Source organism: Melghirimyces thermohalophilus (assembly GCF_900102685.1).
In the GTDB taxonomy this organism is placed as follows: domain Bacteria; phylum Bacillota; class Bacilli; order Thermoactinomycetales; family DSM-45169; genus Melghirimyces; species Melghirimyces thermohalophilus.
In genome coordinates this window covers 53,992-74,812 of sequence record NZ_FMZA01000008.1, presented here as the reverse complement: position 1 = coordinate 74,812, position 20,821 = coordinate 53,992, and the positions used below count along the sequence as shown (strand labels likewise).

General features: G+C 52.2%; 20 protein-coding genes, 2 tRNA genes and 1 pseudogene. 5 read left to right on the top strand and 18 right to left on the bottom strand.

Going from position 1 to position 20,821, the window contains the following annotated elements; genetic code table 11:
• The 9 genes and pseudogenes from plsY to BLP91_RS07540 all read right to left on the bottom strand — a co-directional run.
• A complete protein-coding gene (plsY, locus tag BLP91_RS07580; protein WP_091568482.1) occupies positions 1–600 on the bottom strand; it encodes a glycerol-3-phosphate 1-O-acyltransferase PlsY in 600 nt (199 codons plus the stop codon).
• A gap of 25 nt (positions 601–625) precedes the next feature.
• Positions 626–1,945, bottom strand: coding sequence for a ribosome biogenesis GTPase Der (der, locus tag BLP91_RS07575; protein ID WP_091568480.1), 1,320 nt, complete (start codon positions 1,943–1,945; stop codon positions 626–628).
• 117 nt (positions 1,946–2,062) lie between these two features.
• Positions 2,063–2,668 (bottom strand): YphA family membrane protein, encoded by a 606-nt coding sequence (locus tag BLP91_RS07570; RefSeq protein WP_091568477.1) that lies wholly within the window; start codon positions 2,666–2,668, stop codon positions 2,063–2,065.
• A 107-nt stretch (positions 2,669–2,775) separates the two neighbouring features.
• Positions 2,776–3,924, bottom strand: a complete 1,149-nt coding sequence (gene rpsA, locus BLP91_RS07565) for a 30S ribosomal protein S1 (protein WP_091568474.1) — start codon at positions 3,922–3,924, stop codon at positions 2,776–2,778.
• Positions 3,925–4,004: 80 nt separating this feature from the next.
• Entirely contained in the window at positions 4,005–4,265 is a 261-nt protein-coding gene (locus BLP91_RS07560; RefSeq protein ID WP_091568471.1) for a hypothetical protein, read from the bottom strand.
• The gene (locus BLP91_RS07555; protein ID WP_091568469.1) at positions 4,262–4,855 is read right to left on the bottom strand and encodes a lysophospholipid acyltransferase family protein; all 594 of its coding nucleotides are present in this window, start codon (positions 4,853–4,855) and stop codon (positions 4,262–4,264) included. Before BLP91_RS07555 ends, BLP91_RS07560 begins: the two co-directional genes overlap by 4 nt.
• Before the next feature lie 3 nt (positions 4,856–4,858).
• Positions 4,859–5,542, bottom strand: a complete 684-nt coding sequence (cmk, locus tag BLP91_RS07550) for a (d)CMP kinase (RefSeq protein ID WP_091568466.1) — start codon at positions 5,540–5,542, stop codon at positions 4,859–4,861.
• Between the two features lie 287 nt (positions 5,543–5,829).
• Positions 5,830–7,176, bottom strand: coding sequence for a germination protein YpeB (gene ypeB, locus BLP91_RS07545; protein ID WP_176757893.1), 1,347 nt, complete (start codon positions 7,174–7,176; stop codon positions 5,830–5,832).
• A gap of 14 nt (positions 7,177–7,190) precedes the next feature.
• Positions 7,191–7,547: pseudogene (locus tag BLP91_RS07540) on the bottom strand (cell wall hydrolase); the annotation flags it as partial.
• Positions 7,548–8,062: 515 nt separating this feature from the next.
• Here BLP91_RS07540 and BLP91_RS07535 point away from each other — a divergent pair.
• Positions 8,063–9,052: an asparaginase gene (locus tag BLP91_RS07535; protein ID WP_091568458.1), complete on the top strand. Its 990-nt coding sequence runs from the start codon at positions 8,063–8,065 to the stop codon at positions 9,050–9,052.
• Here BLP91_RS07535 and BLP91_RS07530 read toward each other — a convergent pair whose 3' ends face one another.
• Positions 9,053–10,030 (bottom strand): YpdA family putative bacillithiol disulfide reductase, encoded by a 978-nt coding sequence (locus BLP91_RS07530; RefSeq protein WP_091568456.1) that lies wholly within the window; start codon positions 10,028–10,030, stop codon positions 9,053–9,055.
• Between the two features lie 79 nt (positions 10,031–10,109).
• Positions 10,110–11,390 (bottom strand): Glu/Leu/Phe/Val family dehydrogenase, encoded by a 1,281-nt coding sequence (locus tag BLP91_RS07525; protein WP_143003497.1) that lies wholly within the window; start codon positions 11,388–11,390, stop codon positions 10,110–10,112.
• A gap of 174 nt (positions 11,391–11,564) precedes the next feature.
• On the opposite strand from BLP91_RS07525, the gene BLP91_RS07520 reads away from it, so the two are divergent.
• On the top strand, positions 11,565–12,251 hold the full coding sequence (locus BLP91_RS07520; protein ID WP_091568453.1) for a PIG-L deacetylase family protein: 687 nt from the start codon (positions 11,565–11,567) through the stop codon (positions 12,249–12,251).
• Positions 12,252–12,296: 45 nt separating this feature from the next.
• On the opposite strand, the gene BLP91_RS07515 is transcribed toward BLP91_RS07520, so the two are convergent.
• The 6 genes from BLP91_RS07515 to BLP91_RS07490 all read right to left on the bottom strand — a co-directional run bounded on the left by BLP91_RS07515 (position 12,297) and on the right by BLP91_RS07490 (position 14,831).
• Positions 12,297–12,890 (bottom strand): genetic competence negative regulator, encoded by a 594-nt coding sequence (locus tag BLP91_RS07515; RefSeq protein ID WP_091568449.1) that lies wholly within the window; start codon positions 12,888–12,890, stop codon positions 12,297–12,299.
• A 265-nt stretch (positions 12,891–13,155) separates the two neighbouring features.
• Positions 13,156–13,232, bottom strand: a tRNA-Met gene (locus BLP91_RS07510).
• Between the two features lie 7 nt (positions 13,233–13,239).
• Positions 13,240–13,331 (bottom strand) — tRNA-Ser (locus tag BLP91_RS07505).
• 43 nt (positions 13,332–13,374) lie between these two features.
• Positions 13,375–13,773 (bottom strand): hypothetical protein, encoded by a 399-nt coding sequence (locus BLP91_RS07500; RefSeq protein WP_091568447.1) that lies wholly within the window; start codon positions 13,771–13,773, stop codon positions 13,375–13,377.
• A 53-nt stretch (positions 13,774–13,826) separates the two neighbouring features.
• The gene (locus BLP91_RS07495) at positions 13,827–14,390 is read right to left on the bottom strand and encodes a CPBP family intramembrane glutamic endopeptidase (protein WP_091568444.1); all 564 of its coding nucleotides are present in this window, start codon (positions 14,388–14,390) and stop codon (positions 13,827–13,829) included.
• A 93-nt stretch (positions 14,391–14,483) separates the two neighbouring features.
• Positions 14,484–14,831 carry a rhodanese-like domain-containing protein gene (locus BLP91_RS07490; RefSeq protein ID WP_091568441.1) on the bottom strand — a complete coding sequence of 116 codons (348 nt, stop codon included), beginning with the start codon at positions 14,829–14,831 and terminating at the stop codon, positions 14,484–14,486.
• 163 nt (positions 14,832–14,994) lie between these two features.
• Here BLP91_RS07490 and BLP91_RS07485 point away from each other — a divergent pair, with 163 nt between their 5' ends.
• A complete protein-coding gene (locus tag BLP91_RS07485; RefSeq protein ID WP_091568439.1) occupies positions 14,995–15,486 on the top strand; it encodes an inorganic diphosphatase in 492 nt (163 codons plus the stop codon).
• A 41-nt stretch (positions 15,487–15,527) separates the two neighbouring features.
• On the opposite strand, the gene BLP91_RS07480 is transcribed toward BLP91_RS07485, so the two are convergent.
• Positions 15,528–17,639: an ATP-dependent helicase gene (locus BLP91_RS07480; protein ID WP_091568436.1), complete on the bottom strand. Its 2,112-nt coding sequence runs from the start codon at positions 17,637–17,639 to the stop codon at positions 15,528–15,530.
• A 452-nt stretch (positions 17,640–18,091) separates the two neighbouring features.
• On the opposite strand from BLP91_RS07480, the gene BLP91_RS07475 reads away from it, so the two are divergent.
• Positions 18,092–19,255, top strand: coding sequence for a pyridoxal-phosphate-dependent aminotransferase family protein (locus BLP91_RS07475; protein ID WP_091568433.1), 1,164 nt, complete (start codon positions 18,092–18,094; stop codon positions 19,253–19,255).
• A complete protein-coding gene (serA, locus tag BLP91_RS07470; RefSeq protein ID WP_091568431.1) occupies positions 19,233–20,813 on the top strand; it encodes a phosphoglycerate dehydrogenase in 1,581 nt (526 codons plus the stop codon). Before BLP91_RS07475 ends, serA begins: the two co-directional genes overlap by 23 nt.
• Positions 20,814–20,821 lie beyond the last annotated feature (8 nt).

Sequence of the window (20,821 nt, the reverse complement as noted above, 5' to 3'; positions counted from 1 at the left end):
CTATGTCCGTTGATTTGAGCCCAGTTTACTTTCCTTCCCCTGCAATAACCGCTTAATATTGGTGGCGTGACGGACAAAGGCCATCACCGTAATCGCCAAGCTCAAATATCCGTAAGACGTAGGATAATCCAGCAAAAAAATCATCAGTGGCAATCCGGCAGCAAAGATCAGGGATCCCAACGATACATAACGGGTGATTACGATAGCGAGAATCGCGAAGATCCCTGCGATCAAAGCGGCGAGAAAAGTGAGTGTTGCGGTCACTCCGATGGTTGTTGCAATGCCTTTGCCACCACGAAACCGAAGAAAAATCGGCCAATTATGTCCGATGATCGCCATAATTCCAGCCAACATCACGAGGAAGGGACTATTGGTAAACCAAGCGGCCAAACCGACGGCAACCATTCCTTTCAACATATCCAACAGAAACACCGCCGCCGCCGGACCCTTGCCGACCACCCGCAACATATTGGTTGCGCCGGCATTGCCGCTCCCGTGCATCCGAATATCATACCCTTTCAACAGGCGGGCGATTCCATAACTAAAACTGACAGAGCCGATCAGATAAGAAATCAGCGCTATCAAGACCGTAACACCCATTGATGTCTCCTCCTCTCCCCAAGCTTCAATCTCTCCGTTTTTTCCTGAACAAAATGCGGATCGGCGTCCCGACAAAACCAAAGGCTTCCCGCAATTGGTTATCCAAATAACGGCGATAACTAAAATGAATGGCGTCGGGATCGCTTACAAACAGAACAAATACCGGCGGTTTCACTGAAACCTGGGTGCCATATTGAATCTTCGGCCGTCTCCCCTTCACCGTGGGTGGTGGCGTCGATAAGGCGGCATCCTGAAGCACTTGGTTCAAGACTGAAGTGGAGATCCGTGTCGAGTGTTGATCCGCCACTTCCTTCACCACCGGAACCACCCGGCTGACCCGTTGTCCGGTTTTGGCGGAGATAAATAGGATGGGCGCATAATCCATGAAAGAAAAGGCATCCCGGATCTCCCGAACAAAACGCTGCATCGTTTGGTGATCCTTTTCCACCGCATCCCATTTATTTACCACAAAGATGGCCCCGCGCCCACCTTCATGGGCGATCCCCGCCACTCGCTTATCCTGTTCCGTGACGCCTTGGCTGGCGTCCAGCACCACCAGTACGACGTCGGAGCGTTCAATCGCTTTCAGCGCCCGCAGCACACTGTACTTTTCCGTAGATTCATACACTTTCCCACGTTTCCGCATTCCTGCCGTATCCACGATCACATAGTCCTGACCCTCGTGGGTAAAAGGCGTGTCCACCGCGTCCCGGGTGGTTCCGGCGACGGGGCTGACAATCACCCGCTCTTCGCCAAGAATGCGGTTGACCAAGGAAGATTTTCCCACGTTGGGACGGCCGATGATGGAAACCCGAATCGTATCCGGATCATAGGCCTCTACTGTGGAATCCGGCAGCTTTTGAACCACTTCATCCAACAGATCTCCGGTACCTGTTCCATGCAAAGAGGAGACTGGAATGGGCTCACCGATCCCCAACTGATAAAATTCATATGCATGTTTATGGTGATTCTGATGGTCCAGTTTATTCACAGCCAAGACCACCGGCTTACGGGACCGGCGCAGGTGTCGGGCCACCTCTTCATCGGTTGCTGTCACCCCGGTACGCCCGTCTACCACAAACAGAATCACATCCGCTTCTTCGATGGCCAGTTCGGCTTGTTGACGAACATACTCCACCATCTCGTCATCCCCACCGAACTCAAGACCCCCGGTGTCAATCAGGTGAAACGAGCGACCCGACCATTCCCCTTTACTGTATATTCGATCCCGAGTGATCCCCGGTTGGTCCTCCACGATGGCGATCCGTTCTCCTGCGATCCGATTGAAAAGCGTCGACTTGCCCACATTGGGGCGACCGACGATCGCAACAACTGGCAAACTCATGGTCTATTCCTCTCCTCGAAAATTTCAACCCTCATTCGCTATCGAAACCACACCGAATATCATGATTTTACCACATCGGCGGATGATCGCCTACTATCTCCTTCAATCCCTAAAGGGTTATATCAACCGACGCAGCCCCCGCACCCACTGGATCCCTTGTTGCAGAACAGCATGGGCTACCCACAGCAGGATCAATGAGAGCCAGAAGAAATCCAGAAATTGCACATCACCAAACAACAAAGGTTTCATCTCATGGCGATGGAGGCATAAAACAAGGAACTGCCCCAGCCACATCCCCAAGGATGCCACCAACAATCTCCCGGTCAGCAAACGAGAGGAGACCAGTGCTATGATTAACACTATCATCATTTCCAGGCTGCGAGAAATTCCCCATGAAAATGCGGGTTCTAACCAATACAATTCTCGAAGCAAGAATAAGGACGAGCCGATAAAAAACACGGAAGAGAAAAGAAAAGACCGGTCTTCCCTGTTTCCTTTACGCAGACAAAACAGAAAAGGGATGAACAGAAACATCCCCACCTGGAGACGGATCATCCCTCCGGGAGGGACTTGAACCCGCAATAAGAGAGCCTCCAATAACAAACCCACGGCCAACCACTCTTTACGGACTCCTACATCCCGCACCAACCCAGCAAACCAACCGCTCTGAATCAAAACGGCCATCGACAAGCAGGTGAGGAAGGCCAGGGTACCGGCAACCATTTTGATCCCTCCAGTAGATGATTGGACTCCTTTTTATTATGGATCAATGACACTTCCTTCAGCCATAAAAAAGCCTCCGGAACGACCGGAGGCTTTGAGTAGATCGCTTACTTCAGACGACGAAGCTGATCGCCAAATACGTCGCCGAGGGTCACATTCATGCCGTTGTTATTGCGATCCAGATTTTCCAATTCTTCACGTGTCTCTTCCTGTTCCACTTCTTTGATGCTGAGGCTGATGCGTTTTTGTTCAGGCTGCATATCCAACACTTTCACCTGAACCTCCTGCCCTTCTTCCAACACCTCGGAAGGAGAAGCGATATGTCGACGGGAGATTTGGGAAATGTGAACCAGGCCTTCCACCCCCTCATACACCTCCACAAAGGCACCGAAGGAGACGAGGCGCTTCACCGTTCCCTTCACAACATCCCCGGTCTGAATTACGTCGGAAACTTTGTCCCAGGGTCCCGGTTGTGTTTCTTTGATGCTGAGGCTGATACGTTCGTTTTCCTTATCCACCTTCAGCACTTTCACTGAAACCTGTTCCCCTTCAGAAAGAACTTCCGAGGGGTGCTCCACCCGGGTCCATGCCAATTCGGAAACGTGTACCAGACCATCCACGCCGCCGATGTCCACAAAGGCGCCGAAATCGGTCAGGCGCTGAACCGTTCCATCCAGCACTTGCCCCGCTTCCAGTCTGTCCAGGGTCTCCTGTTTCTTCCGTTCTGCCTCTTCTTCCAGGACGGCTTTCCGGGAGAGAATCAGCTTGTTTTTGTCCGGATCGATTTCGATCACTTTTAAGGGAAGGGTACGCCCTTTATAGTCGGAGAAATCTTCGACATAATGGCGTTCCACCAAGGAAGCCGGGATAAAACCACGAACCCCGAGATCTACCACCAATCCGCCTTTGACGACATCGGCCACTTCTGCTTCCAAGGTCTCATTTGCTTCAAATTTTTGCTGTAGCTCTTCCCAGGCTCGATCAGCATCCACCGCTTTTTTGGAAAGCACTAGTTTGTCTTCTTCATCATTCAACCGAATCACCTTCACTTCCACTTCCTCACCCTCGGACAGAACATCGGAAGCTTTATCCACGTGAAGGCTGGAGAGTTCCGAAATCGGGATCACTCCGTCAAACTTATAGTTGACATCCACCATGACCTGGTTATTTTCCACCTTGGTCACTTTTCCTTTAACGATGTCCCCCCGATTCAACGGAGTCACTTCCGCCATCTCGGATTTCATTTCTTCCACCATGAACGACAACCTCCTCATTTACCTGCAGGTAATCCGCCAAAATTTATAATCCCTCCGCAACAGAGAGATGAACAATGAAATTAAGAAAGCCAGTCCCTTAATTTCATTAATCCTGTAATCAACGCACCGGTCAGAAGCACCGCTCCTGCCAGAGCCATCATCCCGCCGACCCATCCGATCCGCATCCCGAAACTGAGGAGCATGATTCCAGCGAACATCGCTGAAATCCATAAGGTGATGAGTCGGGTCCGTTTTACACCGTCTGCATCCCCGTGATGGGATATGCGATGGTAGAAAAAAAGAGACGAGAAAAAGAGAAGAAGAATCATGAACCCTTTCATTTGGAATGATTTTCCGCCCGAAGCGTCCCAATCTCATTCATGATCCGATCGGTTACCTTCCGCAGGGATTGCGATGTCCACTTCTGGTCCCTGTAACCGGTCAGGTCCAAGGGGGGGCCAAATACAATTCGGACACTGCGGAAGGGACGGTACGGGCCGATCACAGCAGCTGGTACCACCTGCGCTTTACCCTTAAGGGCAATAAATGCGGCACCGGTGTGACCCGCGCCCAATTCACCCGTTCGGGAACGGGTCCCCTCCGGAAATACTCCCAGCACTTCTCCCTGTTTCAGAAACGTCAGCGCCTGCTTCACCGCCCGCTTATCGGCGGCACCACGGTTGACGGGGAAAGCGCCAAACCGGCGGATCAAAAAGGACAAAACAGGAATCTTAAACAGCTCTTCTTTAGCCATAAAGCGGATCGGGCGCTCGAGGGCCGATCCGAGAAGCGGGGGGTCCAAATTATTGATGTGGTTGCAACAGACCACCACCGCCCCTTCTGAAGGGACATGTTCCGCACCCCTGATCTCCCATCGGTAGACAAGACGGAATAAAAGACGAAAACCAAATCGAAACATCCGGTATAGCATATCTTACTCTCCACCGCCCACTTTGGTTCGGGAGAGATTTAGAATCTCCTCAACCACCTCCTCGATGGAAAGGCCGGTGGTATCGAGATGAACGGCATCTTCCGCTGGACGGAGAGGGGAGTGTTTACGGCGCTGATCCTTTTCATCCCGGAGACGAATCTCCTCCTTCAGCTGTTCCCAATCCATCTCAAAGCCGCGACGAATCGACTCTCGATACCGGCGTTGTGCCCTTTCTTCGATAGAGGCAGTGAGAAAAACCTTCACATCAGCGTCCGGAATCACATGGGTACCGATATCTCGGCCGTCCATCACGACTTCCCGACGACAAGCCATCTCCTGCTGTTTTTCCACCAAAACCTCCCGCACTTCCGGCTGACCGGCAATCAGGGATACCTTCGCGGTTACTTCCGGAGTACGAATCTCATCCGTCACTTTTTTTCCGTCCACCCAGATATCTGTACCGGTCTTCCCCGGAGCTAGCTGGATATCCGTTTCCCGGGCTAGCCGGGAGACCGTCTGTTCATCTTGGAGATCGATATTTTGTTGTAAGGCTTTCCATGTGATAGCCCGATACATCGCACCGGTATCCACATAGGTTAGCCCCAGCCTTTCGGCCACCTGACGGGCTACCGTACTTTTTCCGGCTCCAGCAGGGCCGTCGATGGCAATCGAAAAACGACTCTTCATCAAGCAGTTCCTCCCACAAAAAGAAGGGATAAAATACATAAAGAGCAGGCATGGCCTGCTCGAAGAGGATGAACGGTATTTGATTCATCTCGAGGTGGATATCAGATTTCCTGAGGAAACCTTTTTGGCCAGCTACAAACCGCGAATAGAAGGATTCGCTATGTATTCCCTTTTATGAATTCTTCTTTAGAATACCACAAAGGTTACCGAGTTGCAACGACTCAAACCATTTTTCCCGGTGATACAGCAATGTTCAGGCCGGCGTTTTGCCGGCCTGTATCCCTCTTTTATATCTCATTCGTATCCTGTTCTTTCACCTTCTCCACGAACTCCTCGTCTCCGTTGTCCGCATTGATAAACACCCGGTATTTGCTTTTGCCGAGTCTGCCGGTAAACTCGTGACACAAAACTTCTTTCCCTCTGTCTCCGAAAATGACAGCCAGCTGTGATTCCTCCAACTTCAAGCGGGGACTGACTGATTTTTTCGCCTCAGCTCGGCTCAATTTTGGTTTCATGTTCCGCTTTTCCTTATGATTGAAGACATAGTCGTCGCCTTGATAGCCGAAGATCTCCCCGTTGTCAAGAGCCACCTTAACCACGACAGTTTCCGGGTAAATCAGGACATCGTCCTGCTTTCGTACAAAGGTGAAGGAGGCAATATTGCCCACGTCGTCATACTTGATCGTCTCCATTTCCGGAAAGCCCAACCGGTCAAGATAGTTGACAGCTTCCCCTTGAGCCTGTTCCATGCTCAACTTGCGATCTTTTACATTCCGATCATAATTTAACCATAAAATATATCCGCCTTTTCTGCTGACATCGGCATTCACTTCGGTTCCATTCTTCTTTTCCACCCGCACACTGTAAGTAGCGGTGTCCCCTTTTGCGTTTCGAACCACGTGAATCCCGTTGGTGTTTTGCAGATCCAAAACGTCCGCAATCTTATCCTTCACTTCTCTTGCAGTGACCGGTTCGCCTTTCAACGCGTCCGCCTTCTTACGCTGCTCGGATTCCAGGTTATTGACCGAGGGGCCCCAGTCCACCTCCCGATACCCTTCAGACAGTTTGTCAACGTTTTTAAATCCGTTGATGATGGTGTTGTTGGTCGCCTTATCCTCCGATGCCATCGCCAACTCCGTATCCATCCATCGCAGATTATTATTTAACACTTGGGTTTGAACTTTTGACAGATCTCGCTGAATGGTATTGGACTTTTCGTACAGCGACCGCAACGTGTTATATTCTCGATCGGTCAAAGGCTCCTTATTCAGATCCCGGACGCCCACTCGGTAGGTAAAGTCACCGATTTTGGACAAGAAGGATTGCGTCTTGTCAAAGGGCATCATGGATAGAGGCAGTTGGCCCAGATCATTTTGGGAAGCGTAAGTAAGGCGCCAAACGTTGGTCATACAAGTGGACATCTGTTTACGCGTGTTCAAGGCCAAAGCTTTTCCCAACTCGTCCTGCAATTGGTCCATGTGGAAATTCAGATCGTGAAAGGCTCGTTGGTATTGGTTTTCGGCCTTGATCATCAAACTGTTTTTCTCCTGGTTTTCCTGGTAACCCCAGACGGCTGTGCCGATCAAGGCTAGCGCAGTCACGGGGAATAACACGGCGGCGATCCGTCTGTACACGACTGAATCACTCCTTATTTACAGAATATATGTTTACCGATTTTTTTAATCTGCGGTCGACCCCAGATCCAACCGGAAGTGGCCGTATCGGGATTGAAATAATAAATGGCTCCCCCTGCCGGATCGTTGCCGTTGATCGCGTCACGAACGGCTTTTTTGGACTCTTCTTCCGGCGTCAACCAGATCTGCCCGTCTGACACCGCCGTAAACGCACCAGGTTCAAAAATGACTCCGGAAACGGAATTGGGGAATTTCTCGCTTTCCACTCGGTTTAAAATGACCGCAGCTACTGCGACCATACCGATATAAGGTTCACCTCTCGCTTCACCATGGACAGCATTGGCCATCAATTTGATGTCGTTTTTTGAAAAGGAACCACTCCCTTTCCCCTCACCAGCCGCCCAGGTTGGGTTCGAAGCAGTGATTGGGGCGATCATCAATAGGATGACGCAAATCATTAGACACCTGCTGCGGATTCCAACCTCCTCCTTCCATTCTCAGCATCCTCCCCTAAGAGTCTTCACAGGTAGTTTGAACGCTCGCTTCTCCCTTTATGCACTTAAAAAGCCGGCCAAAGAGCCGGCTTTTACAACCTTTCCGAAGAAATTTCAAAGGCTGTTGGATTATCATTATCACATAGACACTTCTTAAAACCCGTGTTTACCCTCCCCTTCTTCAAACTACCTTTTAACATAAATCGCTCGCCGCATTGCTTACAACGAATCCAAACCATATACCGGTGATCGGCCATGTACTTCCTCCCACATATTATACTGGTTGTGCCTAGTATGGCCGAAAAGATCCTCTTTCATCCACAGCGCTTGGTCACCGGACAACGGTATAATAAAATAGAGGAGTATTCATTACGTTAAACCGGAGGCACGTTATGAAACGGATTGCAGTCGTCACTACTGGCGGAACCATCGCCATGGCCGAAGACGATCAAACCCACAGCGTCAAGCCGAAGGGTGAAACAGCCCTACTATCAATCCAACCGATTTTATCCCGATATGCGGCTGTTGAGATGGATCCCTTTGCCGACCTGCCCAGCCCGCATATGACACCGGAGTGGATGTACCGGGTGGCAAAAAGGGTGCGATCCCATCTCAGCCGCTCGGAAATCGACGGCGTGGTGGTTACCCACGGAACGGATACCCTGGAGGAGACCGCATACTATTTGGACCTGACCATCCCGGGGGATAAGCCTGTCATTGTCACCGGAGCCATGCGGAGTCAAAATGAATTGGGAGCGGATGGACCGCTCAACCTGGTCAACGCCGTGCGAACCGCCACCCACCCCGGGGCACAGAGAAAGGGAACCCTGGTGGTTTTTAACGACGAAATCCACGCCGCCCGTTGGGTCACCAAAACCCACACCAGCAACGTCGCCACCTTCCGTTCCCCCACTGGAGGTCTGGTCGGCACCATCACAAAGAAAGATGTCATCTTCCACCGATTCTTTCAGCGGGAACGGCACTATCCTTTGTTGCCCCCTGTGGAACCTATCACATTGATCAAAGCGGCGGCGGGCACCGATGACCTCTTTATCCGCGCCTCTTTGGAACAAGGGGCAAAGGGGATTGTGCTGGAGGCTCTCGGACAGGGAAATCTTCCCCCTGCCATGCTGCCCGGGCTAAAACAAGCCCTCAAGCAAGAGGTGCCGGTCGTGTTGGTCTCACGCTGTTACAATGGATATGTGGAAGATACTTACGGCTATGAGGGCGGCGGAGCGCAACTATTAGACTGGGGACTGATCTTTTCCAACGGCTTAAACGGACAAAAAGCGCGGATCCATTTGATGGCCGCGCTTCATGCCAGCCGGAATCCGGCTGATCTTCAAACTTATTTCAAGCAATCGCTCCATGGTCAGCGCTGATCAGGAAGTCGCCATCGCATCCCGTTGGATGTGATTGGCGATTTTTTCTCCGTGATACCTTCCGTTCTCAATAAAGATCGAATTGGCATCCCATCCCGCTGCAATCACTCCGGCGATATACAGACCAGGTACTTCCGTTTCCATCGTTTCCGGATTGTGAACAGGGGCACCGGTTTCAGGATCCACCTTCACCCCGAGTTTAGACAACATCTCGGTCTGTGGATGATATCCAATCATGGCAAATACAGCATCGTTAGCAACGGAAAATGTCTCTCCCGCCTTTTCCAAAACCACTTCATTCTCCCGGATTTCTTTTACTCGGGTATTCCAATGCATCTTGATCCACCCTTTGCGAAGGGCGCTTTCGATCACTGGTTTTACCCAGGGCTTCACACTATCTGAAAAGGCGTCCCGATGGTAAACCATCGTCACCCGGGCACCTGCCTCGTGTAAGTCCATGGCCGTATCGACAGCGGAGTTTTTCCCTCCGATCACCAGCACATCGAGACCGTTATAGGGATGACCTTCCTTGTAATAATGATGGACCTTGGGCAAGTCACCTCCGGGAACGTCTAAGCGATTGGGCGAATCATAGTAACCGGTGGACAGCACCAGCCTGGATGTCGTATAGGTTCGGGACTCTCCCTTTTTCTCCGTGTGAACCCGAAAGGTCTCCCCGTCCCGATCCACTCCGGTCACCCGCTCATAGGTGTGGATATTCAGATCGTAAGCTTCCGCCGTTGCCCGGTAATATTTGAGCGCCTCCATCCGAGACGGTTTACCAGAAGTGATGAAAGGCACCCCACCGATTTCCAGCAGCTCGGGGGTGCTGAAAAATTGCATATGGACGGGAAAATGGTATATCGAGTTGACGATACAACCCTTTTCAATCACCAACGGGCGAAGTCCCCGCTTTTTGGCCTCGATCGCTGCCGAAAGGCCACAAGGTCCCGCACCGATAATGATCAACTCTTCCATACTTCAACCTCCTCGGTAAAAACAGAAAAGCCACCCGGCTCAACCGGGTGCTCCTCATTGATTCATTCATTATATACCATTATACCCAACCGCGGAAACGGGAGGCCTCCGCCATTTTCCGAACACCGACCATATAGGCGGACAGCCGCATATCGACCCGTCGGGTAGCAGCGGTTCGGTATACATTCTCAAAGGAACGGACCAAGATTTCCTCCATTTTTTTCTCCACTTCTTCTTCGGACCAATAGTAACCCTGATTGTTCTGAACCCATTCGAAATAGGAAACAGTTACCCCACCGGCACTGGCCAGCACATCCGGGACCAAAAGAATACCGCGCTCACTCAGAATCCGGGTCGCATCTAATGTGGTCGGACCATTAGCCGCTTCCACCACGATATTGGCGTTGATTCGATCGGCATTGGCAGCAGTGATCTGGTTTTCCACCGCTGCGGGAACCAGAATATCACAGTCTAACTCCAGCAATTCCTTGTTGGTAATTGTATTCTTAAACAGGTTGGTAACCGTGCCGAAGGAATCCCGTCGATCCAGCAGGTAATCGATATCCAGACCGTCCTCGTCGTAAAGGGCACCATAGGCGTCCGATATCCCGATCACCTTTGCACCGGAGTCGTTCATAAATTTGGCGAGGAAACTGCCGGCATTCCCGAAGCCCTGAATCACCACCCGGGCGTCTTTGAGGGAGAGGTTCCGCTTTTTGGCCGCCTCCCGGATCATGATCGCCACCCCTTTAGCGGTGGCGGTCTCCCGACCATGGGATCCACCCAATACCAACGGTTTACCGGTGATAAATCCGGGTGAATCAAATTCGCGGATCCGACTGTACTCATCCATCATCCAAGCCATGATCTGAGAGTTGGTAAATACATCAGGGGCCGGAATATCTTTTGTCGGTCCAACAATCTGGCTGATCGCCTTCACATACCCACGGGAGAGGCGCTCCAATTCCCGAAAAGACATCTTGCGGGGATCGCATACAATCCCACCTTTTCCGCCACCATAGGGAAGATCGACAATGCCCGCCTTTAAACTCATCCAGATTGAAAGCGCCTTCACTTCATTCTCAGTAACATTGGGGTGAAAGCGAACACCACCTTTGGTCGGACCCAATGAATCATTATGCTGAGCCCGGTAACCGGTAAACACTTCGACCTTTCCATCATCCATCCGAACCGGAATCCGCACCCGCATCATTCGCATCGGATCCTTCAACAACTCATAAACCTGTTCCGGATAACCCAGTTTATCCAGAGCACGTTTGATCACAGTCTGCGTCGAGACAAGCACATCCATATTCTCTTCCATTTTTTCCTGGTCGGAAACGCCCGACTGTTGTTCCATCCCTGACCACCTCGAAAAGAATGATTCCCAGCAATTCATATCCAAGTATACACCAGTTATCTCAAGAAAGAGAACACTATATATCATGTCCGACTTTTCCCTCTTTAACAGAGCAACTGGTGTGATATCCCCTTCACCGATATAATAGACGAAAGCTGAAGGAGGTCATCTCAGTTGTCTAATAAAAAACTGATTTTTATATTTGCCCACCCTGATGATGAAACTTTTGCATCGGGAGGTACCATCCTCCGATACAGCCAGCGTCCGGATTGTGAGATCATCCTATACTGTGCCACACGCGGGGAGGCGGGCCGTCCTGGAACCCCGCCCCTCTGCCCCCAGGAACAATTGGGGGAGGTGCGCACACAGGAACTGGAAGAGGCGACGGCTGTACTCGGCATCGACCGCCTGATTTTACGGGATTTCGGTGATGGAAAACTGCAAATGTTTCCCTTCGAGCGCCTTGTCGCCGATATCGCAAACATCCTTGTCAAGGAAAAACCTAACGGGGTGATCACCTTCCCCCCTGACGGTATTTCCGGACACCCGGATCATCAGGTGATCCAACGGGCAACCGCTGCCGCCGTCGACAGCCTTTCCTTTTCCGTCCCCCTGTATTATGTTGCTGTACCTCCCACAGAAAATGATCCACCCCCTGAATGGGAGGCCACTCACCGAATCGAAGTGGGGCCCTGGCGCAAGGGGATCATGGAAGCGTTAAGTTGTCATCGGACCCAACACCTCTCCATCGAACGAGTTTTTCCTGGTGTTTTGCAGGGTGACTGGCCATCCCTGCGAACCGTTGAATACTACCGGGAAACGGGAAAAACAGTCGACATAACGGAGAAGGAACTGTTATAAATATAAAATGACCGCGGTCAGGGCCGCGATCATTTGCCAATGGGATCAGGCAAAGTAACGGACAATCTCTTCGACAGCTCCCTGGTCCCAAATCGTTTTTCCATATTCCTGCAAAACATGTTCGGTGACAGTGGCAACTTCTCCGAATTCAGACAGAACTGCAATCCCCTTTTGCAGGGTTTCATTTTCCATATCAGTGTCGAGGACCAGATAATACCGGTCATGATAAGCATACACCCTACCAAGTGGGCCAAGCAGAGAACGAACACTGCCTGCCGCCTGTACAAGGTGTTCAAAATCATCAAACTGAAAGATGACCTGGTCACTCTCCTCCAAAGTCACTTCCAATTCGTACATATCATCGCCATCCAACTCATCAAGGTCGCTGGGGGAAGGGACCCGGCCTCGCGTGACCACGACCACCATCCCCTGCGCCGGCAGGGCGAACACCTCAACAGCTACAGGACCGGAGATTTCAAAACCGAGTTCCTGGTATGCTTGATCCATCATATCGTTAAACAGCTCATGTACCTTCGGTATGTCCCGCCACATATCTTCCTTTTCAATTCCCCGATCCATCAAATCATCCATGGATAAAAAAAAGCGGATTTTATCTCGACTGAGTCGCTCGACACGCATGGTTTACCCTCCCTCGCTGGAGACCCGCACAATACAGCGTATGAGGGTGAGGCATCGTTCGTTACGCGTCAGGTCTCCTTTTTCCTTCTAGCTATACCCATCATACACAAAAATCCCTGTCCATGCACCTATTCAACATGGCGCCGATTGGATCAAAAATATAAAAAAAAGAACCCCGAGACTTTGTCAGCCGGATTCCCTCTTCAATTCAACGGATATACAGGGGCATCCGGATGGTACCATGCCCCTAAATCCTAGGATGGCGTGGTAGCGGCGGAGGGTCTCGAACCCCCAACCTTACGGGTATGAACCGTACGCTCTAGCCAGTTGAGCTACGCCGCCATAATAGTGGCGGAGAGGGAGGGATTCGAACCCTCGAGACGGTGTTCACCGCCTACACGATTTCCAATCGTGCTCCTTCGGCCGCTCGGACACCTCTCCGCAAACCGGTACTAAATTATTTTATAACGATCCACTCATATTGTCAAGAATACCGGATCGATTCCAGTGCTTTTCGTTTCTTCCACCAGGCCCGCGCTTCTCTGCCAGTAAAAAAAAGCACCGCAACTGCGCCCGGGACAGGCAGCTGAAAGGAAAGAAACGCGGTCCCCCCGATAATCGTGATAACCAACAGCAATAGATGAAGACGAACACGGGGATTCCGCAAAAAAGGTGGATACAACAGCCGGGAGAGAACCTTGCCTCCGCCTCGAGCCAATTGCCAGGCGGATAAGCATGACAATCCGCATGCGATCAAAAATTGGGAATCGATCACATACCACAAGCTTGCCTCGGCCATCGGGGAAGTGGGAAAAAAGAGAACTGCCAAAACCGATCCCACCCAACCGATCCCTCCGCGAAACCAGATGCCGGACAGCGCCAACCCCCCTCTCCGTCTCTTCTGTATAAATATATACTCCTCTTCCCCTTGTCATGCTATCCAACTTTGCCATAACGGATCAACAGCCCCATCAAAAAATCGATGACAAAGTGAGCACACATCGCGGGAACGAGGCTCCCGGAGAAATCCGTCATCCACCCGAAAACAAGGCTGATCCCAAAGAGCATCAACACAAGCAGCCATTTTTTAAGATAGCGGAAATGGATCAACGTAAAGAGCAGACTGCTCCCGACGATCCCCAACCAATACTGGAGCGCTCCCCGAAATAATAATTCCTCTGCCAACGCCGCACTCAGAGCAACGATCGCAATCCAACCGACGGGCATATGTTCAAATAACATCCGGTTCAGCCCCCCATCATCTGTCCAAGAGCGGGGTAAAAACCGGTACACAAGCCCATCCAATCCGACCACAGTGAGACCGATAAAAAGCCCAAGCACCCACATTTTCACCCCAGCCGGTGTCCACAGTCCCACCCCCAAACGCCCCTGTACCAGTAACAAACCCACCGCCAGCAAAACCACCAACACCTGGGTTAGGCACAGATTCAAAAGGAGCAGTCGTCCATCCCATGGTTGTTTGTCCCCGTTTCCTTCCATGCAACCTCTCCCTCCCTCTCTCCTGTTTTCGCCCTAGGAGGGGACGCCTTCATTAATGCTAAACGCCATTCCATTCCGGGCAAAGGGAAGCTTTTAAATTTCTCCCCTCCCCCCCCTTCCCTCCAGATAAAGCATCACTTCCGCCAAACCGCCGTCCACATGGAACACCTGCCGGTATCCGCACTCGTACAGCCATTGGACGGCCTGTAAGCTGCGGATCCCGTGGGCGCAAAAGACATAAACCGGCTGTTCCGGATCGAGGTGATCCAGCATGCCGGGAAGGATGTGCAGAGGAATCAGCGTCGTCCCGTCCAGATGATAAACCTCCCACTCCCTCGGCTCCCGAACATCCAGCAGCAAGGCATTTTCCAGCTTTCCGCGGCTGTATTTCTCCGCAAAGCTGTGGGCGCTGATCCGATGGATTCCCCCTTGTTCCGACATAAAATCCCACCTGACACAGAAGTTTCGATCTTATCCATCTTAACATGGAGCCGATAGAAATAGAGCAAGTGCAAATTGATTCTGGACGGAAAAGAGAATACAATAGGTTAGAGTCGGACCCTGACGGGTTTACATAAATGAAGCTGAGGAGGATTGTACTCGCATGGCACAAAACGAACTGACAGTAGACGCCTTTATTGAGATTCCCACAGGCAGCCAAAACAAATATGAGTACGACAAAGAGAAGGGTGTTTTCCGCCTGGACCGGGTTTTATATTCCCCCATGCATTATCCCACGGAATACGGGTATCTGGAAAACACCCTGGCGGAAGACGGGGATCCCTTGGATATTTTGGTCCTGACCACCTTCCCCACTTTTCCCGGGTGCGTCATCAAATCCCGAGTAATCGGGGCTCTGCTAATGAGCGACGACAAAGGGAAAGATGAAAAACTGCTGGGTGTTCCTGTGGAAGATCCGCGCTGGGATCACGTCAAATCCTTAAACGACGTTCCCTCCCACATCCTGAAAGAGATTGAACATTTCTTCCAGGTCTATAAAGATCTCGAAAACAAGGAAACCAAAATCGAGGGTTGGAAAGAAGCCGACACGGCGGAGGAACTGTATCAAGCCAGCCTGAAACGTTATCAAGGTTAACCATCAGAAAAGAGCAGCGAAATGAATTCCGCTGCTCTTTTTTATGTTGAAGGCCTATCTAAAATCCCCAGCTGTCGGGAAAGTTCATAATGAAGGCTGCGCGTCTCCCGCCCAAAACGCAAGGTGACTTTACGGCCCGGCGCCGTTCCCCCGAGGGTTTCCCACCCGATGACAAAACCTTCGCCCCAGCGGGAATGGAGCAACCGATCACCTTCGGCGATCGGTTCTCCACCATAACGCAACTGAGGCTGCTCCGCATCTTGCTCAGAAACGGGTTTTTCATCGCGAACAGGGGAAGACTTCGCCGCAACAGGTAAACCCAGCTCCTTTAAAAAAGGGGAAGGCCCCACTCGTTTTCCTTGCCGAGTGCGGCTGACCGCGAACACCAATTCCTCTTTGGCCCGGGTGATCCCCACATAGAGCAACCGCCTCTCTTCTTCCCAAGCCCACCCCTTCTGTTTCTCAGGTACCTGGAGGCTTCTGTGGTGTGGCAGCACCATCCCGTGAAGCCCGATCAAGATCACTCGCTCAAACTCCAGTCCCTTGGACTTATGTAGTGTCATCAGGTGGACCTGAGATGTAGAGGGCTGTTGTCGAATCCTTTGCTCCACTTTTTGAATGTGGGCTAAAAAATCAGGTGCATCAGTGTAGGATTCCGCCGCCACCGACAACTCCTCTACCGGTTCCAGAAGGGCAGCAAAGTCTTGCCCCAAGTCTTTGGCCATGGTTGAGAGGAAATGATCATAACCGATCTCCCGCCGCACACGACTTACCGCTTGCGATAAAGGAAGACCTCTCAGGGATAAAACTTGGCGGACCATTTCCTGCAAATACTTCTTTTGATAAGGTTTGAGCTCCTTTAGACGCGGGAGCGACTCCAGAAGAGAAGCGCCGCTTCTTTGGGACAACTGCCAGAGGGAATCGACCCACTCTTCCCCGTACAGATATCGTTTCGGACGATTGATCACCCGCATGAGAGCGTCTAAATCATCGGGGTTCTCAGCCAGCTTCAAGTAACTGAGTACATCGATAACCTGCCACCGCCGATAAAAGCCGGCATCCCCCGGTGACACGGAAAAAGGGATATCCTCCCGGACCAAACCGTCGATCAGCGCCCGTGCCTGGGTGGAGGTCCGATAGAGAATCGCGGTTTCTCGGCCATCTTGCAACAGGTTTAAGATCTGTCGGGCCTCATCCTCTTCATCGGCAGCTTCCAACCAGCGGGGAGCTTCCCCCTGTATGCCCGTCCCGTGTAAGCGTTTCGGTTCCCGGTGGCGGTTGTGGGCGATCAACTGTTGCCCGGTTTTGATGATACGCTCAGTGGAACGGTAATTCGTCGACAAGACCACCCGCCTGCATGCGGGGAAACGATCAGGCAGCTCGATCATGTATCGGGGATCGCTTCCCCGGAAGCCGTATATCGATTGGTCATCGTCCCCCACCGCAAACAGATGCCCTTCTTCTGATAAAAGCAAGCGCACCGCTTCAAACTGCACTCGGTTGATATCCTGAAATTCATCCACCAATATATGAGAAAAACGCCCGCGCAGAAAATTCCCGGGCGAGCCTTGAAGCTGTTGATAAAAACGGAGGAGAATATCGTCATAATCCCATACCCGTTGTTGTTCTTTCTTGTCTTCGTAGGCCAGGAACAGACGACGAAAGGCGATATTCTGCTCTTTTTTCACCTTCATCCGTTCCGGCATGATCAGGTTGCTCTTGCAAAAACCGATGCGACTCAGCTGATGGGCAACCGCCTCTTCATCGTCGGGCTGTTCCATCTCCGTCAACAGCCTTCGGATCATCGCTGTCTGCTCCCTGTCATCCAGCAACCGGGGAATCGCCACCCCCACCTCTCGTAACAGGCGGAGAAAGACCGAGTGGAAGGTGCCAATTGTAAGGCCCCGCACCGGTCCCAGCTGTTGTACCAATCGCTCCTCCATCTCCCGCGCTGCTGCCCGGGTAAACGTGACCACCAACATATTTTCTGCTGGTTCGCCCCGTTGGAGTAACCAGATGATCCTGTTCGTCAGCACGGTGGTTTTTCCGCTCCCCGGACCTGCATAAACTGCCACAGAACCATCTTCGACAGAAACCGCTTCCAGCTGCCGCTCGTTCAGTCCCGATCGATTTACAGCGTCATCTGTTTTCAATCACATTCCCTCCTCTCCCGGCAACCTGCGGCATAGCCATGGTATCACAACCGGACCCAGCCTGGGCATGAATTTGAGGGCTTCCTCCTGTTGACACCCCTGCTTTACCGTGTTAGAGTAAATACAACATTTTTTGAGGAAATCGTCATAGTCCATCGACAATGATGGAGCCAAGTTGCGAATGGCGGAACTCCAGAGAGCCGATGGTTGCTGTGAATCGGTGTTTCGTCCGCAGCGGAGCACTCCGGAGTCAACCGGCTGAAACCCGTATCTGGGGAATTAGGCTGGATTCGGCGGACCGTTATCCCAGGGTTAATAACCCGTTGAGACCTCGAGCTGTGAAGCCGGGGTGAATGAGGGTGGCAACACGGCCTTTCGTCCCTCACCTGTCACAACGACAGCGTGTGGATGAAAGGCTTTTCTTTTTACAGATAAGGAGGAGAGAAACCTTGATGCAAAAAGAAAAGTATCGACTACAACTTCCTGGACCGACTCCGGTCCCGCCACGGGTCCAACTGGCCATGTCGAGGCCGATGATCGGACACAGGGATCCGGACTGTGCCCAGTTAGTTCAAGACCTCAGCGAGCGGCTTCGTCCCATTTTCGGCACCCCGAACCCCGTCCTGCTGTTGACCGGCAGCGGAACATCAGCTTTGGAAGCAGCCGCGGCCAACACGGTATCTGAAGGAGAGGAAGCAGCCGTTGTCGTGTCCGGCGCCTTCGGGGACCGTTTCGCCCAAATCCTGGACTCGATGCAGGTTAAGGTTCATCGCCTGGATATCGAATGGGGCAAAGCTTGTCGACCGGAAGAATTGGCTGATTTTCTGAAACAGCATTCCCGTGTCAAAGCCGTCTTTCTCACCTTCTGCGAAACATCTACCGGAGTGCTCAATCCGATCCCGGAACTGGCCCGCGAGGTTCGGGAACACACGGAGGCTCTCACCATCGTGGACGGAGTAAGCTGTATCGGTGGAACGCCTGCCAAAGCGGAGGAATGGGGCGTCGATATTCTGGTCACCGGTTCCCAAAAAGCGCTGATGCTTCCCCCGGGACTCGCCTTTGCCGCGGTGAGCGACCGGGCGTGGAAGAGGGTGGAGGCGAACACCCATCCCCGTTACTACCTGGATTTTAGGCAATATCGCAAAAGCCTGGAAAAAGCTAACACACCGAACACACCGGCCGTCTCCCTCTTTTTTGGGCTGGAGGAAGTGCTCAATATGTTGGAGGAGGAAGGTTTGGAAAATGTGTACGCCCGCCATCGCCTCATGAGGGACATCCTGCGAAAGGGGATTGAGGCACTGGGACTGCCCTTGTTGACAGAAAACCGCGACGCCTCCCCTACTGTGACCGCGGTCAAAGGGGGAGCTGATTGGTCTGTCGAGGACCTGCGAAAAGAGCTACGTCAACTGGGCGTCCGCGTCGCTGGGGGACAGCAGCGCTTAAAAGGGAAGGTCTTCCGTATCGGTCATATGGGTTATGCCGATCCCTTGGATATGTTGAGCACCCTGTCCGCGCTAGAAGTTGCTCTCAAACGCATCGGAGCTCCCGTGGAGACAGGAGCCGGAATGAAAGCCGCAGAGGAGGAATGGATTCGTGTTTCGCGTGTTAATCACTGACCCGCTCAGCGAACAAGGAATTGAAAAGTTGCAAGAGGCCTCAGATGTCGAAGTGGTTCAAAAGACAAACCTGACCCCGGCGGAACTGCTGACGGAAGTCGCAGAGGCAGATGCCTTAATTGTCCGCAGCCAGACCCAAGTGACCGCGGAAGTGATTGAAGCAGGAAGCAGGCTGAAGGCGATCGGACGCGCCGGTGTCGGCGTGGACAACATCGATATCCCCGCCGCCACCGCTCGCGGGATCCTCGTGGTCAACGCTCCAGATGGAAATACCATCTCCACCGCCGAGCACACCTTCGCCATGCTGATCTCCTTGGCCCGCAATATTCCCCAAGGGTACAAATCGACCATTCAAGGGGAATGGAAACGTAAAGCCTTTGTTGGCGTGGAACTGAACAACAAAAAATTGGGGATTGTGGGTCTTGGCCGAATCGGATCGGAACTGGCCAGTCGCGCACAAGCTTTCCACATGAAGGTGATCGCCTTCGATCCATATTTGACCGAAGAGCGGGCGAAAAAGATGGGGGTGCATAAAGCATCCTTGGAAGAAGTGATCCAGGAAGCGGATTTTATTACCGTCCATACCCCCCTCACCAAGGAAACTCGTCATCTGATCGATGAAGCAGCTTTTGCCAAGATGAAAGAGGGCGTCCGTATCCTCAATTGTGCCCGGGGCGGGATCATCAGTGAACAGGCGTTATACGACGCCATCCAGAGCGGAAAAGTGGCCGGTGCGGCGCTAGATGTCTTTGAGACGGAACCCCCTGGCGAACACCCGCTTTTCACCCTGCCCCAGGTGATCGCCACGCCCCATCTGGGTGCTTCCACCCGGGAGGCCCAGGAAAATGTGGCCATCGATGTCTCTGAAGAGATTTTGCACATTTTACGGGATGAACCCTTTAAAAACGCCGTCAACCTGCCCTCGATTCCGGCGGAACTGCAAGAAAAGCTTCGTCCCTATCAAACCTTGGCGGAGAAACTGGGCAGCTTCGCTGTCCAGACCACAGAAGGTGCCCTGGAGGAGATTACAGTCACCTACTCTGGAGAGTTGGCCGAGCTGGACACAGCGCCGCTCACGCGGATCATTCTGAAGGGGGCGATTTCCCACTATCTTTCCGACGTAAACGATGTCAGTGCTCCCCATCTGGCTAAAGAACGCGGCATCCGGGTGACCGAGCAAAAAGTTTCCCGCAGCCACGGTTTCACCCATTTGATCCACGTGGGCATGAAAACCGACAACGGGGAAACCGCCGTCTCCGGCACCCTGCTCAACGGGCTGGGATCCCGGATCGTCAAAATCAACGATTACTCCGTCGATGTGCAACCAGAAGGTCATCTGCTCCTGGTACAGCACCACGATCGCCCAGGCGCTATCGGCCAGGTGGGAAGTATCCTTGGGGATCAGGGCGTCAACATCGCCACTATGCAGGTGGGGCGCAAAGACGTCGGCGGACACGCAATCATGATGCTACATGTGGATAAGCAGATGTCTGAAGAGCTGCTGAAGCGGCTGAAAGACCTGGAAGAAATTGATGATGTGAAGGCTATCGACCTGTGATCTACCGT

What these genes read in the sequence shown, in the direction of transcription:
- plsY (WP_091568482.1), bottom strand. Translation starts at nt 600, where the DNA reads ATGGGTGTTACGGTCTTGATAGCGCTGATTTCTTATCTGATCGGCTCT.
- der (WP_091568480.1), bottom strand. Translation starts at nt 1,945, where the DNA reads ATGAGTTTGCCAGTTGTTGCGATCGTCGGTCGCCCCAATGTGGGCAAG.
- BLP91_RS07570 (WP_091568477.1), bottom strand. Translation starts at nt 2,668, where the DNA reads ATGGTTGCCGGTACCCTGGCCTTCCTCACCTGCTTGTCGATGGCCGTT.
- rpsA (WP_091568474.1), bottom strand. Translation starts at nt 3,924, where the DNA reads ATGGTGGAAGAAATGAAATCCGAGATGGCGGAAGTGACTCCGTTGAAT.
- BLP91_RS07560 (WP_091568471.1), bottom strand. Translation starts at nt 4,265, where the DNA reads ATGAAAGGGTTCATGATTCTTCTTCTCTTTTTCTCGTCTCTTTTTTTC.
- BLP91_RS07555 (WP_091568469.1), bottom strand. Translation starts at nt 4,855, where the DNA reads ATGCTATACCGGATGTTTCGATTTGGTTTTCGTCTTTTATTCCGTCTT.
- cmk (WP_091568466.1), bottom strand. Translation starts at nt 5,542, where the DNA reads ATGAAGAGTCGTTTTTCGATTGCCATCGACGGCCCTGCTGGAGCCGGA.
- BLP91_RS07535 (WP_091568458.1), top strand. Translation starts at nt 8,063, where the DNA reads ATGAAACGGATTGCAGTCGTCACTACTGGCGGAACCATCGCCATGGCC.
- BLP91_RS07530 (WP_091568456.1), bottom strand. Translation starts at nt 10,030, where the DNA reads ATGGAAGAGTTGATCATTATCGGTGCGGGACCTTGTGGCCTTTCGGCA.
- BLP91_RS07525 (WP_143003497.1), bottom strand. Translation starts at nt 11,390, where the DNA reads ATGGAACAACAGTCGGGCGTTTCCGACCAGGAAAAAATGGAAGAGAAT.
- BLP91_RS07515 (WP_091568449.1), bottom strand. Translation starts at nt 12,890, where the DNA reads ATGCGTGTCGAGCGACTCAGTCGAGATAAAATCCGCTTTTTTTTATCC.
- BLP91_RS07495 (WP_091568444.1), bottom strand. Translation starts at nt 14,390, where the DNA reads ATGGAAGGAAACGGGGACAAACAACCATGGGATGGACGACTGCTCCTT.
- BLP91_RS07490 (WP_091568441.1), bottom strand. Translation starts at nt 14,831, where the DNA reads ATGTCGGAACAAGGGGGAATCCATCGGATCAGCGCCCACAGCTTTGCG.
- BLP91_RS07485 (WP_091568439.1), top strand. Translation starts at nt 14,995, where the DNA reads ATGGCACAAAACGAACTGACAGTAGACGCCTTTATTGAGATTCCCACA.
- BLP91_RS07475 (WP_091568433.1), top strand. Translation starts at nt 18,092, where the DNA reads ATGCAAAAAGAAAAGTATCGACTACAACTTCCTGGACCGACTCCGGTC.